The organism is Polyangium mundeleinium (assembly GCF_028369105.1).
Classification (GTDB): Bacteria; Myxococcota_A; Polyangia; order Polyangiales; family Polyangiaceae; genus Polyangium; species Polyangium mundeleinium.
Map to the genome: position 1 here is coordinate 8,664,030 of NZ_JAQNDO010000001.1, position 13,428 is coordinate 8,677,457.

The 13,428-nt window shown below is 69.8% G+C and carries 13 protein-coding genes; 8 read left to right on the top strand and 5 right to left on the bottom strand.

Going from position 1 to position 13,428, the window contains the following annotated elements; all coding sequences use genetic code 11:
* The first annotated feature begins 68 nt into the window (after nt 1-68).
* From POL67_RS34280 to POL67_RS34290, 3 genes are read left to right on the top strand one after another with little or no spacing between them, the layout of a single operon-like run.
* On the top strand, nt 69-1,277 hold the full coding sequence (locus POL67_RS34280; RefSeq protein WP_271924827.1) for an MFS transporter: 1,209 nt from the start codon (nt 69-71) through the stop codon (nt 1,275-1,277).
* A 21-nt stretch (nt 1,278-1,298) separates the two neighbouring features.
* Complete coding sequence (locus POL67_RS34285) at nt 1,299-2,195, top strand: hypothetical protein (protein ID WP_271924828.1); 897 nt, start codon at nt 1,299-1,301, stop codon at nt 2,193-2,195.
* 31 nt (nt 2,196-2,226) lie between these two features.
* Nucleotides 2,227-2,616 carry a hypothetical protein gene (locus POL67_RS34290; RefSeq protein WP_271924829.1) on the top strand — a complete coding sequence of 130 codons (390 nt, stop codon included), beginning with the start codon at nt 2,227-2,229 and terminating at the stop codon, nt 2,614-2,616.
* Here the strand turns inward: POL67_RS34290 and lnt are convergent.
* The 3 genes from lnt to POL67_RS34305 are packed head-to-tail and all read right to left on the bottom strand — an operon-like array spanning nt 2,522 to nt 6,175.
* A complete protein-coding gene (lnt, locus tag POL67_RS34295) occupies nt 2,522-4,255 on the bottom strand; it encodes an apolipoprotein N-acyltransferase (RefSeq protein ID WP_271924830.1) in 1,734 nt (577 codons plus the stop codon). The two genes, POL67_RS34290 and lnt, sit on opposite strands and share 95 nt — an antisense overlap.
* Nucleotides 4,252-5,061: a hypothetical protein gene (locus POL67_RS34300; protein WP_271924831.1), complete on the bottom strand. Its 810-nt coding sequence runs from the start codon at nt 5,059-5,061 to the stop codon at nt 4,252-4,254. The genes lnt and POL67_RS34300 overlap by 4 nt, the downstream gene beginning before the upstream one ends.
* Nucleotides 5,062-5,068: 7 nt before the next feature.
* On the bottom strand, nt 5,069-6,175 hold the full coding sequence (locus tag POL67_RS34305; RefSeq protein WP_271924832.1) for an SGNH/GDSL hydrolase family protein: 1,107 nt from the start codon (nt 6,173-6,175) through the stop codon (nt 5,069-5,071).
* Here POL67_RS34305 and POL67_RS34310 point away from each other — a divergent pair.
* Both POL67_RS34310 and POL67_RS34315 read left to right on the top strand, forming a co-directional pair.
* Nucleotides 6,174-6,476 (top strand): hypothetical protein, encoded by a 303-nt coding sequence (locus POL67_RS34310; protein WP_271924833.1) that lies wholly within the window; start codon nt 6,174-6,176, stop codon nt 6,474-6,476. The two genes, POL67_RS34305 and POL67_RS34310, sit on opposite strands and share 2 nt — an antisense overlap.
* Nucleotides 6,477-6,530: 54 nt before the next feature.
* The gene (locus POL67_RS34315) at nt 6,531-7,205 is read left to right on the top strand and encodes a DUF4230 domain-containing protein (protein ID WP_271924834.1); all 675 of its coding nucleotides are present in this window, start codon (nt 6,531-6,533) and stop codon (nt 7,203-7,205) included.
* Nucleotides 7,206-7,207: 2 nt separating this feature from the next.
* On the opposite strand, the gene POL67_RS34320 is transcribed toward POL67_RS34315, so the two are convergent.
* Together POL67_RS34320 and POL67_RS34325 are read right to left on the bottom strand one after the other, a co-directional pair.
* Complete coding sequence (locus tag POL67_RS34320) at nt 7,208-8,536, bottom strand: hypothetical protein (RefSeq protein ID WP_271924835.1); 1,329 nt, start codon at nt 8,534-8,536, stop codon at nt 7,208-7,210.
* Between the two features lie 195 nt (nt 8,537-8,731).
* Nucleotides 8,732-9,385 (bottom strand): polyamine aminopropyltransferase, encoded by a 654-nt coding sequence (locus POL67_RS34325; protein WP_271924836.1) that lies wholly within the window; start codon nt 9,383-9,385, stop codon nt 8,732-8,734.
* 49 nt (nt 9,386-9,434) lie between these two features.
* On the opposite strand from POL67_RS34325, the gene POL67_RS34330 reads away from it, so the two are divergent.
* Genes POL67_RS34330 through POL67_RS34340 form a run of 3 tightly spaced genes read left to right on the top strand, consistent with a single transcriptional unit; the run spans nt 9,435 to nt 13,391 of the window.
* Nucleotides 9,435-11,108, top strand: coding sequence for a Re/Si-specific NAD(P)(+) transhydrogenase subunit alpha (locus POL67_RS34330; RefSeq protein ID WP_271924837.1), 1,674 nt, complete (start codon nt 9,435-9,437; stop codon nt 11,106-11,108).
* Between the two features lie 7 nt (nt 11,109-11,115).
* Entirely contained in the window at nt 11,116-12,564 is a 1,449-nt protein-coding gene (locus POL67_RS34335; protein WP_271924838.1) for an NAD(P)(+) transhydrogenase (Re/Si-specific) subunit beta, read from the top strand.
* 38 nt (nt 12,565-12,602) lie between these two features.
* Nucleotides 12,603-13,391: an inositol monophosphatase family protein gene (locus POL67_RS34340; protein WP_271924839.1), complete on the top strand. Its 789-nt coding sequence runs from the start codon at nt 12,603-12,605 to the stop codon at nt 13,389-13,391.
* Nucleotides 13,392-13,428 lie beyond the last annotated feature (37 nt).

The following is a 13,428-nucleotide window of genomic DNA, read 5'->3' on the forward strand; positions in this document are numbered from 1 at the left end:
GGCGTGCGGAGGCGCGACCCGAGCTTGTGAAAGGCTCGTTTCCCTGGTACGCACGAAAGCAGGTCCGGATGAGCGACGATCGATACCACCGCCGCCTCTTCGTGTTCCTCGGCGTGGCGAGCTTCTTCGAGGGGTTCGACACGTTCGCCCTGACGCAGCTCCTGCCCGCGATCCGCGCCGAAATGGGCCTGTCGCCGAGCGACGCGGGCTGGCTCGTCGGGGCCATCTGCGCCGGCTCGATCCTGTCCTACGGCCTCGTCCGGTACGCCGACCGCGCCGGGCGGCGCGGCGTCCTCGCCATCACGATCCTCGGGTACGCCGTCTGCACCGCGCTCACCGCGCTCGCCCGCGGGCCGTTCACGTTCGGCGCCGCGCAGATCGCCGCGCGGTTTTTCCTCATCGCCGAGTGGGCCCTCTCCCTCGTCGTCGCCGCCGAGGAGTTCCCCGCCGATCGCCGCGGTCTTTACATCGGCGTCTTGAATGCGCTGACGGGCGTCGGCGCCATCGTCTGCGCGGGGATCACGCCCGCCGTGGTCCAATCGCCCCTCGGCTGGCGGGGCATCTACGTGCTCGGGACAGCGCCGCTCTTCCTGCTCGCCGTCGCCCGGCGATCCCTGCGCGAGACACGCCGCTTCACCGAGCAGGTCGAGGGCACGAAACTCGCGAAGAGGCCGTTCACGCAGATCCTGTCTCCGCCCCATCGAAACCGGATGCTCCTGCTCGCGGCCATCTGGATGCTCACCTACGCGTGCACCACGAACGCGATCATGTTCTGGAAGGAGCACGCGATGGGGGAACGTGGCTACACGGAGGGGCGCGTCGGGCTTTACATCTCCATCGCCGCCGTCGCCGGGCTGCCGCTCGCATTCATCTCCGCGAAGCTGCTCGACACCCTCGGCCGGCGCGGGGCCGCCGTCCTCATTTACCTCTGGGTCGTGGCCGGCACGGCCGGTTGTTATCTCGCCGGCTCTTCTGCGCTCGTCCTGATCTCGCTCGTGTTCGCGATGGGCGGCATCACCGCGACGGGCTCCGTGCTCGCCGCCTACAACACGGAGCTCTTTCCCACGGAGCTGCGCAGCGACGCTTTCGGGTGGTCGAACCACCTCTTCGGCCGCACCGCGCAATGCGTCACCCCCGTCCTCGTCGGGTACGCCGCCGAATCTGTGGGATGGGCCAAGGCCGTGTCTTCCACCGTCGTCTTCCCGGTGCTCGCCATCGCCCTGATCCTGCTCACATTGCCGGAGACGCGCGGTCGCGAGCTGGAAGATATCGCCTGAATCGCGTGCTATCGTGCACGCATGGCCGACGCGCCCGATTCCCCCGTGGAGACGAGCCCCCCCGGGCGAGGTGAATTCAACGTCCATGCCTATGGTCCGGCCACGCGGGCGCTCGCCGTGGCGCTGCGCCTCGCCGCCCTCCTCAACGTCCTCTACGTCGCCGCGCACATCGCCACCGATATCGTGACCGGGTCGAGGACCGCGCCGCCGCTCGCCGTCGCGCTCGGCATCACCCTTTTCTCGGGCGGCCCCCTCCTCCTCGCGCTCCTGCTCGGCCGCAATCATCGCGGCAACGTCGAGGTCGGGGACCACAGGCTCGCGCTCACGTTGCGCCGCGAGCGATTCGAGATTCCCTTCGATTCCATCCAGGCCATCTGTCCGTGGCGCGTGCCGCTGCCCGGCCCGGGTCTCCGGCTCGTCCTCGGCTCGAACCGCTCGTTCCGGTGCCGCCTCGTGCTCCGTGATCCCGCGCGCCTGCTCTCGGCCCTCGGCGAACACCTCCCCGCGGCCCGCGCGGCGCTCGATCACCCCGCCATTGGTTTCGCCGAGGCGCGGCGCACGCACGGCCGGAGGAGCTGGCCCTATTTCGTGGTGAAATACGGGCTGATCCCGCTCAGCCTGGCGCTCATCCTTTTTCGCCTGCACCAGTACATCATGTATGGCGGGCCGTTCGGGCAATATCACCTCTTCGGCCTCGGCCCGTATCTCGGCGCCTTCCTCGTGCGATGGGTGGGCGTGCTCGGCGCGCTCGTCGTGTACGCGGGCCTCGTGCGTATCGTCGTGGAGGTGCTCGCGCTCGGCGTGACGTACCTGCTCCCGCGTCGCGCGATAGGCCTGCGCCGCGCCGCCGAGATCCTCGCGGACATCGCGTATTTCGTCCTGATCCCCGTGTACGTCCTCGCGCACTTGCTCGCCTGAGCCGGCCATCCCTGATACCCTCGGGGGCTGTATGGATGGAACGAGGGAAGGGCCGTACCGCGCAGCCTCGCCAGGGAGGCCACATGGGCCCGAGGCCGAGGCCGCGGCCGCGTCGGAGCTCGCGCGGCGGGCCATGCGCCTGAACAAGCTCGTCATCGTGCCCTGCATCTCCCTCGGGCTCGTGCTCGGCGTCGCGGGCTACTTCCTGCTGCGCCAGCTCCAGCTCGAGCTCATCGGGCGGCACGTCCCGTGGGTCACGGGCGTGCTCGGCGTCGCGGGGCCGCTGAGCGGGTCGTTTTACGTCGCCTCGCGCGTGTCGGCCTTCCTCATGGCGCGGCGGCGGGGCCCTTGGATCGAGGACGTCGCGGCGCGGTACGGGGTTCCGGTCGAGGCGCTCGAGGATTACACGGCCTTGCTCTGAACCACCACGCGTGTCCGAGGAAAAGCGCCGCGAGCGCGAGCAGCACGGGCGCGCGCAGGTGCCCGAACGCGACCATCGGCGTCACGATACGCGCGCCGCGCGGTACGTCGGCGGAAAGCGTGTCTTCCTCGTCGAAGCGCGTCCGCGCGAGGATGTCTCCGTCGGGCGAAACGATCGCCGAAATGCCGGAGTTCGTGGCGCGGACCTGCGGCAGGCGCGTCTCGATGCTGCGGAACGCGGCGGAGACGAGGTGCAGCCTGGGGGCGCGCCCGTCCGGGAACCACGAGTCATTGGAAAGCGTGACGATGAGATCCGCGCCTTTCGCGGCGGCCTCGGCGACGAACCCGGGGAAAAGGACGTCGTAACAGATGAGCGGCAGCGCGGTGATGGCTTCGTGCCCGGACGACCCCACCCGCACGACCTCCGGGCCCGGCCCCCGTTTCCAGTGCCCCGCCCAGGGCATCATGCTGCGCAGCGAGGGTGAATCGAGCACCGGCGGGACCCACTCGGTGAACGGAAACAGCATGCGCTTGCGATACGAAGCGCGCTGCACCTTGCCGTTCGCGTCGTTCGTCAGAAAAAACGCCGCATTGAACTCGTCGTCCCCTTCGCTCTCGTACGATCCGAAGACCAGCGGCACGCCCGTCTTCGCCACGTACGCGCCGATTTCCTCGTCGAAGGCCGCGCCCGCCTCGCTCTTCGGCGCGCCGAACGTCGTCGGATAGACGGTCTCGGGCCAGACGAGGAGGTCGAGTCGTTTCTGGGTGCGAATCGTGTCGGAGAGCTTGACGTGCGCGTCGAGGATCGTGCGGACCGTCTCGAAAGCGCCCTTCTCGGCGCGAAGTTTGTCGTAGCTCGTGATGTTCGCCTGGACAATCCCGACCGTGATCGCAGGCTTTTCGTTCGCATCCGCGAGCGCCGCGCGCCGGGCGTGGCCATACCCCGCGCCGGCAAGGACGGCGAGGATCCCGAGCGCCGCGGGCACAGCCGGATGGTCGAATCCGCGCGCCTTGGGCGCACGCGCGAGGCGCACGATCGAGCGCGCGAGGCCCTCGTTCACGAGGAGCAGGAGGAACGAGAGCCCGTGCGCGCCGACGATCTCGGCCCCCTGGCGCAAGGATGCGGCCGGGTGGAGGCCGAGCCCCACGGTATCGAAAAAGAGCTTGGGAAAGACGAGCTCGACGCCGACGTACGCGGCGGCGGCCGCGAGGGCGGCCCGGAGCGCGGGGTGCGGCCGATCGGCGCGGCGCACGGCGAGGCGCACGAGGGCAAACACCACGAATTGGGGTTCGAGCACGGGCGCGAGGAGCAAAAAGAGAGGCCAGACGAGGCTCGGCGAGGTCCCCGCGTACGAGGCCGCGGTTTCGGGGAACCAGGGAAACACGAGCGCCACGGAAAACACGCTCATCACAAGGCCGGCGAAGAGGGCGTCGCGAAAACGCTCGGCGCGCTCGAGCGTGAGGAGCCAGGGCACGAACGTGACGAGACACGCGAGGTACGACGCGCCCGCCGTGCGGCTACAAACGCCGAGCAGATACGCCGAGGCGAACGCGCCGAGCGTGAGGACGAGGAGCCGATCCCGGAGGCGCTTCGAGGTCCAGAACCGGCGCAGGCGCTTCGGGAGGGAGCGCGCGCTCATGGCTCTTCGTCCGCGGGTTTCTCTTCCTCGACGCCGGTTTGTCCGGGGTCGGCATTCGAGGCGGGGCCCTGTTCGTCGCGGTCCGCGTAGGCGTCCGCCGGGACCTCCAGGGTGGCGAGGGGCAAACCTTCCGGGGCCATGTTCGGCGGGACGACACGATCAGGCGGAATGGGGAGCCCCTTGCCGCTCGCGTCGACGAGCTCGTAATCGGGGTGGTAGAGCAAGATGGCTTCGAGCATCTGGCCCTTGTCGGTCGCCTGGTAATGCCGCACGTAGCCGGGCGGCAACGGGAAATCGTCGGGGACGACGAGGCCCTGCTTGATCCGTTTTGTCCCGGGCGCGGGGAACGCGTGAATGCCCGTCTTGCCTTTCGCAGCGGCCCCCGCAGGCGCGGCGCCTTCCTCCGCGCCCTCGGCCGGGTCGTCGGAAGCGGAAGGCTCGTCCGGGAAATCCTCGCCTTCCGGATCCGGATCGTCGGCGCCCATCGCGCGGGCCTTCGGCGCGAGGTCCGCGGCGGGGGCGGACCGCGCGGCCAAGCGGAGCGTCGGCGCGCCCTGGGGTCGTGCAGGCGCGCGGGCCTCCGTGGTTTGTCCAGGTTTCGCTGTCGCGCCCGAAGCCACCTCCGCGGGCGTCTCCCTGGTCCATTTCCACGACAGAAATACGAGGATCCCTGCCGCGACGAGGCCAAAGGCGATCGGCCCGAGGGGAAGACCTCCCCGCCGGAGCTCGACGTGGACGACGCCGTCCCGGTCGACGGACCGGCGGACGGCTCCACGCGAGCGCTCGGCGGGGCGGTGTTTCGTCATGGATCGATCAGGGGGCGAGCGGATTGAAGAGCGCGTGCGCCCAGCCCGCGCGCTCGTGGCCGAACCGGTTCCAGACCGGGTTCTTTCCGCCCACGATCTGCGCGCCCGAGTACTCCGGCGCGCCCGAGCCGGAGCCCGTGCCGCCGAGGAGGCCCACGTAAATGGTGGCGCCCGAGTACGTGGGGTGCGTGTTGTCGGAGAGGATGTAGTCGAAGCTCGTGCCCGCGCTCTCGTAATGGCTGTTCGCGTCCCGGATCGTGCCGCGCAGCGTGCTCGTGATACGTTTCACATACGCTTCCTCGGTTTCGCCCGGGATGTAGCGGAGCCCGTCGACGTCGATCTTCCCGTCGCCGTTGGAATCGTAGTCGGCGCCCATGTACTCCGCGAACGCGTCGACGCACTCGAAGCCGTACTGCGCCGCGAACTTGCATGCGCGGTAATTGCTGCGCGCCAGGCGCGGGAACATGGCGTCTTGCTTGTTGATCTTCTGTCCCGTCGACGCCTCCGTGCAGCTCGACATGCCGTTGTCGGCGTCGTAGCCGGGATAGTAGAGGTTCATGATCATCTTCTTCTTCGTCGCGGCGTTCGCGTTCGCGTTGATGAACTGCATCGCGAGCTCCTGGTACTTGGTACAGTTCGCGAGCGCCGTGTCGAGGACGCCGTAGCTACACGTGCCGCTCTGGTCGGCGAAGCTGTCGCGCGCCTGCAAGAAGTCGTTGCCGCACATCTCGAACGTGACGACGCGGGTGTTCGCCGCCTGCATGTGCGACTTCTCGTTGACGATCTTGTTGTTGTAGATGTCGTCGGCCTTCGCGCCCGACTTCGTGCGGCGGATGACCTCGATGTCGCTGTTCCAGCTATTCGAGAGATATTCACCCTGCACCCAGGTGGCGGCGCGCTTGTCGACGTTCGAAAGGCTTCCGTTGTAGCCGGCGAAGATGGAGTCGCCGTAGGCGACGACGCGATATTTTGCCGTCGTACCCGCGCGGTCGATCGTCCACGAGCTGTTCTGCGTCAATGTATTGGCCAACGCTTCGCGGCCAGCCAGCAAGATCCCGAGCGAAAGAACGGCCTGGCCGAGGCGAACGGCCGCGGAATTGCACAGGGTGCGCATGACATTCCTCTCCTTGTTGTTCGTCGGCGTGTCGCCGACGAGCCTTCCCGGTGCGCCGCAGGCGGAACTTGCCGCCAGAGGTGAGGCGACCCTCGAAAAGGAGGCGAGCCCGCGCAAAACACGCGCAGGCGTCACCCAACGATTCACGCATGAATCGAACAAGAAAGCCGAGGAGCGCCGGCGCGTGGACACGGGAAACCACGGGCCGGCGTTCATTGAAGAACGAAAAGCCGGGATTGTCAACGCTCGAAATGCAATTGATTGCGTGAGGTTGCCATGGGCTCGCGCGACCACTGCGTAGCTCCCGACGCATTGCGAAATGGAGCGGCGTCCCTTCGCTGCTACACTCCGCCGCGTGCCCGATCCCTCATCCGAGCGCTCGCCCCCTCCCCTGAAGAAGATCCTGGGCTCGCTCCTCGGCCCGTATCGGCTCCTCGCCTACCTCGTGGTCGCGACGCTCGCCGTCGCCCTCGTGGTGCTCGTGCCGAAGCTGCTCTTCCCGCCGCCGGATCACGTGATCACGGAGCGGCCCACGCCGTCCCTGCTCACGGCGATCCGCGAGGTGTCACGGCTGGAGACGGCCGAGGTGCACGTGGAGAAGGTCGTCGATCTGACCGACCGGCAGAGCGCGTTCTTCGGGCTCGTCGAGGCGAAAGACGCGCTCCTGCTCGTCGCGGTCGGGCGCGCGGTCGTGGGCGTGGATCTCGGCAAGATGCGCGAGACGGACGTGGCGTTCGACGCGAAGACCGGCGCCGCGCGGATCGATCTACCCGAGCCCGAGGTGCTCTCCGCGTCGCTCGACGAGGACGCGACGTACGTGTTCGCGCGATCGACGGATCTGCTCGCGAAGCGGAACGAGCAGCTCGAAGCGAGCGCGCGGAGGCAAGCGCAACGCGCGATCGAGGCCGCCGCGCGGAACCCCGACGTGATGCGCCGCGCGCGGGCGCAGGCCGAGAAGCAGGTCTCGGCGCTGGCGAGGGCGCTCGGCGCGAAACAGGTGGAGGTGCGGTTCCGATCCGGAGATCGGTGATCTCAGGCCACGAGGCGCATGCTCGCCTCGAACGCTTCCTCACGGGCGATTCGCCCGACGTCGGCGGCGGGCACCCCGAACGCGCGCGCCTCGGCATCCTCCGCCCCGACCTCGACGTGCGCAGAGAGGCGCGCTTCCTCGATCGATCGCCGTCGCTCCACGCTCTCCACCAGCGCATCCCGGACCGGCTTGCCTCCGGCGGAGAGGCAAAACGCGACGATCCGCTCCGAAAGGTCCGCATGGCCCTGCTCGTCGCGGGCGATCACGGAGAGCGCCTCGCGCGCGGGCTCGTCCGTCGTGTCGCGCAGCGCGCGCCGCGCCTCGGCCGCCGCCGCGCCCTCGCCGACGCAGCCGTCCCAGAACGATTCGAGGGCGAGCTTGCGAAGGAGCGAGGCGAGGTCTCGATCGCTGCCCTCGGGAATGGATGGGAGCAAGGGCGAGAGGCGCGCCGGCGACCCTTCGTTCGCGAGCGCGGCGCAAAGCGCGGTGTGCGTCGCCTCCTCCTTCGCGGAGAGGAGCGCGCGCGAGACCAGGGCATCCGGCGCGCCCGCGCGCGAGAGGTCGCGGGCGAGCGCGCGGAACGCCGGGACCGACGCGCATTCGGCGCTCGTCGTGCGCGCCCAGTGGGAGAGCAGCCGCTCTTGCGCGCCGCGCGAGAGGGCGCGCCCCTTCGTCCTCGGCCGCGTGGGATCGGGCGGGCCGACGAGCAGCGGCGCGAGGGTCGCCTCCGCGTTCGGCGCAGGGCGCAGCGGGCGGCCCGAGACCACCTGGAAGCACTGGAAGTAAACGCAGGGCCCCGGCGCCCGGATGTCGCCCCCGACGATGAACTCGCTCTGCATCCCTTGCGTGACGGCGATGCTCCCCCGGAACGTGGGGCCCGTCTCCAGGAGGAGGGGGTTGAAGAGCGGTGCGAGGCCGAGGTGGATCCCGACGCCGCCCGGCTCCTCGCCCACCTTCGACTTCGTCCGGATCGTGGCGCCGAACTCCGTGTCGAGGTCGAAGACCACGTCGGTGAGCATGTTCGCATGCGCGCCGAACGCGAAGCGACCCGCGCCGCCGATCAGATACGTGCCCTGAAAAAAAGCGCCGAGCCCGACGAACGAGCCGTGCGGGAGTCCATCCGGTGCGTCCTGGTAGTACGTGTACCGCAGGTCCCCACCAATGCCGAACGCAGCGCGCGCGCCGATCGAATACGACAGCGTGAGGCCCAACGACATGCCGTGCGCGCCGTCGCTGCCCAGCGCCGCGGCCGTGGACGGCACCAGCGTCACGGCGCCTGCCGCCACGAGCGCGCCGAGCGTGGAAGGAATCACGGGGAAAGAACGCTTCATACAAGCCTCCAAGGAAGTTCTGGTATCCAGGACACCAGAGCTTTCTTGGATAGCGGTCCGGGGGCATGGCTGTCGAGTGTTGCCCTACGGCTCACGCTCCGCCGTCTCCCCATCCCGACGTGACATTGACGAACGGCTGGCCAGCGCGTCTGTATGCCTGGCAGCACGCGGCGCGCGGCGCTCCCCCACCCTCCGTCAACCGGGTCGCCTCCCCACGTACGCCCGCGCGCGCACGACGCCGCGCTCGTGGAGCGGCACGATCGAGGGCGCGAAGCCGGACTTGCGGAGCTCGGCGAGGAAGGCGTCGGCGGGATAGCCGCTCCACACGGCGTAGGCGCCGCCGGGCCGGAGCGCGTCCCAAGCGAGGCGCAGGCCCGCCTGCGTGTAGAGGCGCGCGTTCGTCCGGAACGACGCCCAGCCCGGGCCGTTGTCGACGTCGAGCAGGATGGCGTCGAGGTTCGAACGACGGCCGATCTCCTCGGCGACGTCGGCGTGCACGAGCTCGACGCGCGGATCGTCGAGCACGCCCGGCGCCACATGCGAGAGCTCGCCGCGCACGATCTCCGCCACGGCGTGGAGTTTTTCCACCACGATGACGCGCGTCTCGGGGCCCACGGCCGCGAGCGCCGCGGCGAGCGTCGCGCCGAACCCGAGCCCGCCGATGAGGATCGACGCGGGCGAACGGTCGTTCAGGGCGGCCCCGGCGAGGGCGCCGAACGCCCGCTCGGTTTCCAGGGCTTTGCTGGAAAGGATGGGAGTTTGGCCGAGCAGGAGCTCGTGATGCGTGCCGAGATCACGGAGCACGAGCGTTTGACCGGCCTCTTCGAGGACACGAACGACGGCAACCACCCCCGGAGTTTACCCCGCGCGGACGATTTCTCGTACACTGCGCGCCGCAATGGTCGAAGAAGTGAAGGCGGGCGCGAACGCGGCGCCTCCCGCAGAGCCGGCGAGCGGGGGGCAGAAGCCAGGGGGTTCGGTGAAGGACACCGGAGGGGAGCCGAAGGTTTCCATCGGCGTGCTGAAGGAGATCGAGCCACGCGAGCGGCGCGTGGCGGCAACACCAGCGTCCGTCGGGCGGCTCGTGAAGATGGGCCTCGCCGTGATCGTCGAGAGCGGGGCCGGCGCGTCCGCAGGGTTCGAGGACGCGGCGTACGCCGAGGCGGGCGCGCGGATCGTGCCGAAGCCGGCCGACGTGATCCACGAGGCGGACGTGATCACGAAGGTCCGCCCGCCGGGCGCGCACCCGGAGACGGGCGAACACGAGGCGGACCAGTTCCGCGCCGGGCAAAAGCTCATCTCGTTCCTCTGGCCCGCGCAGAACAAGGAGCTCGTCGAGCGTCTCGCCAAACGCAAGGCGACGGTGCTCGCGATGGACGCCGTCCCGCGCATCACGCGCGCGCAAAAGCTCGACGCGCTGAGCGCGACGGCGAACGTGAACGGCTACCGGGCCGTGATCGAGGCGGCATCGCACTACGGGCGGCTGCTCGGCGGGCAGGTGACGGCCGCGGGGCGCATCAAGCCCGCGCAGGTCTTCATCATCGGCGCGGGTGTCGCGGGGCTCGCGGCGATCGGTGCCGCGCGCGCCTTGGGAGCGATGGTGAAGGCCTTCGACACGCGCCCCGTCGTGCGCGAGCAGGTCACGAGCATGGGCGCGGAGTTCGTCCCGTTCGAGTTCCAGGGCGAGACGGGCGAAGGCCAGGGCGGCTACGCGAGGGAGGTGAGCGACGCGTACCTCGCGGCCGAGCAGCAGCTCATCGCGGAGCACTGCCGGACGAGCGACATCGTCATCACGACCGCGCTGATCCCCGGGAAAAAGGCGCCCGAGCTCATCACGTCGGGCGCGGTCGTCGGCATGCACCGCGGCTCGGTGATCGTGGATCTCGCGGCCGAGCAAGGCGGCAACTGCGCGCTCACCGAGCGTGATCGGACGGTGGAGCGGTACGGCGTGACGATCGTGGGGCACACGGATCTCACGAGCCGGATGGCGCTCCAGGCGAGCGAGCTCTACGCCATGACGATCGTCAACCTGATCGACGAGATCATGGCCAAGAAGAAGACGTGGGAGCTCTCGCTCGACGACGAGATCCAGCGCGGGATGCTGGTCCTGCTCGACGGCGAGCTCAAGTGGCCGCCGCCGCGCCCCGAGATCCGGGGCGGCGCGCCCGCGCCCGCACCGAAGCCCCCCGCGCATGCGCCGAAGCCGGAGGTGCCCGAGAGCCCGTGGCCCGCGCGGATCGGCACGGGCCTCGCGCTCGCGTTCCTCACGCCCGTGGGCCTCTTCGGCAGCCAGGAGCTCGTGCAACACCTGACGGTTTTCCTGCTCGCGTGTGTCGTCGGATGGCACCTCGTCTGGAACGTCACGCCCGCGCTCCACACGCCGCTGATGAGCGTCACCAACGCGATCAGCGGCATCATCCTGATCGGCGGCATGCTACTCGCGGCGAACGGCGGCGGAGGCGGCGCGCCCGTCGCGGCGCTGCTCGGCGCGGTCGCGGTCTTGCTCGCGTCGATCAACGTGGCCGGTGGTTTCCTCGTGACGCAGCGGATGCTGCGCATGTTCCGGAAGTGAGAGGCCGATGCGAATCACCCTCGTGAACGTCGCTTACCTCATCGCGAGCCTCTTGTTCGTGCTGTCCCTCCGCGGGCTCAGCGCGCAACAAACGGCCCGTCGCGGCAACCTCCTCGGCACGCTCGGCATGCTGCTCGCGGTCGCCGTCACGCTCGGCGCCGTCGTGGCGCCGGACAACAAGGCCCTCGCGGCCGGCCCCTCGGATCTCGGCCTTCTCGCCGCGTCGATCGGCGTGGGCGCCGTGATCGGCGCGGTGCTCGCGGCGCGCGTCGCCATGACGAGCATGCCCGAGCTCGTGGCGGTGCTGCACAGCTTCGTCGGCGCGGCCGCGGCGCTCGTGGGCATCGGGAGCGAGATGAACGGCGTGCGCGCCGGCGGGGCGCCGGATGTCGCGCACCACGTGGAGATCCACGCGGGCGTGTTCATCGGCGCCATCACCTTCACCGGCTCGGTCATCGCGTTCCTCAAGCTGCGCGGCACGATCGGATCGAAGCCGCTCGTGCTCCCGGCCCGGCACGCGCTGAACGCGTCCTTGGTGTTCGCGTGTATCTTCCTCGCCGTCGCGGCCTTCCGCGGGGGCGAGGCCGTGCGCGTGCCGTACCTGCTCGCGTCCACGGGCGTCGCGAGCGTGCTCGGCGCGCACCTCGTGCTCGCGATCGGCGGCGGCGACATGCCCGTCGTCGTCTCGCTCCTGAACAGCTACTCGGGCTGGGCGGCGTCCGCGGCGGGCTTCATGCTCGGCAACGATCTGCTCATCGTGACGGGCGCGCTCGTCGGCAGTTCGGGCGCGATCCTGAGCTTCATCATGTGCAAGGCGATGAACCGCTCCATCTGGAACGTGGTCTTCGCGGGCTTCGGCGAGCAGGGCGGCGTGGTGCCGGCGGCGAAGAAGGGCGAGCCGGCGAAAAAGGTGAACGAGACGAACATCGACGGCGCGGCCGATCTGCTGCTCGGGGCGAAGAACGTGATCGTGGTGCCCGGTTACGGCATGGCCGTCGCGCAGGCGCAGCACGCGGTCAAGGAGATCACGACGCTGCTCGAGCGGCGCGGCACGAAGGCGCGTTACGCGATCCACCCCGTCGCAGGCCGCCTCCCCGGGCACATGAACGTGCTGCTCGCCGAGGCGAACGTCTCGTACGAGGCCGTGAAGGAGATGGAGGAGATCAACGAGGAGTTCGAGGAGACCGACGTCGTCGTCGTCATCGGCGCGAACGACATCGTGAACCCGAGCGCGCTCGACGATCCCGGGAGCCCGATCTACGGCATGCCCGTGCTCGAAGTGTGGAAGGCCGGGCGCGTGATCATGCTGAAGCGCGGCATGGCCGCGGGCTACGCGGGCGTCGACAACCCGCTCTGCTACCTCGACAACACACTCATGCTCTTCGGCGACGCCAAGGCGAGCGTGCAGAAGCTGCTCCACGCCGTCTCCGCGCGCGCCGAACAACAAGCGGCCTGATCCAGGCCGCGCGATTCACGAACACCACGTCGTCTCTCATGCGCGAGATCGATCTCCAGCAAGCAGCCGCGACAGCGCGGGCCGCGGTGGAGGCCGCGGCCGCCGCGAGCCTCGTGCACTTCCGGCGCGGCGTCCGGGTGGAGACGAAGCCCGATCGAACGCCCGTCACGGCCGCGGATCGTGACGCCGAGGCGGCCATCTTCGGCGTCATCCGCGCGCGCTTCCCCGATCACGCCCTGCTCGGCGAGGAGACGGGCGCGCACGAAGGCGCGGACGCCGAGGCGCGCTGGATCGTCGATCCGCTCGACGGCACGCGGGGTTTTACGCGCGGCGGTTCGTTCTGGGGGCCGCTCGTGGCCCTCGAGCATCGCGGCGTCGTCGTGGCGGGCGCGATGGCCCTGCCCGCGCTCGGCGAGACGTACTGGGCGGCCCGGGGCCTCGGCGCGTTCCGTCGCGTGGGCGGGGAGCCGCCCGAGCGCCTCGCCGTCTCGGGCATCACGGACCTCGCGGACGCGACGCTCTCCCTTGGCGAACCCCGCTGCTTGCTCGCCCCGCCCCTCGGCGAGCGCGTGACTCGCCTCGCGCTGTCCGCGGCGCAGGCGCGTTGTTACGGGGATCTGGCCGGCTGCGCGCTCGTGCTCACGGGCCGCGCCGAGGCGTGGCTCGAGGCGGGCGTGCAGATATGGGACATCGCCGCGCTCGCCGTCCTCGTCGAGGAGGCGGGCGGGCGGTTCACCGATTTCGAGGGCCGTCCGACCGTCGCCTCGGGCCATTGCGTGGCCTCGAATGGCAAGCTGCACGAGCGCGTCCTCGCCGCGCTCGCCTGATCTTCCAGAATCCACGCCGCGGGGATACGATCGCGCG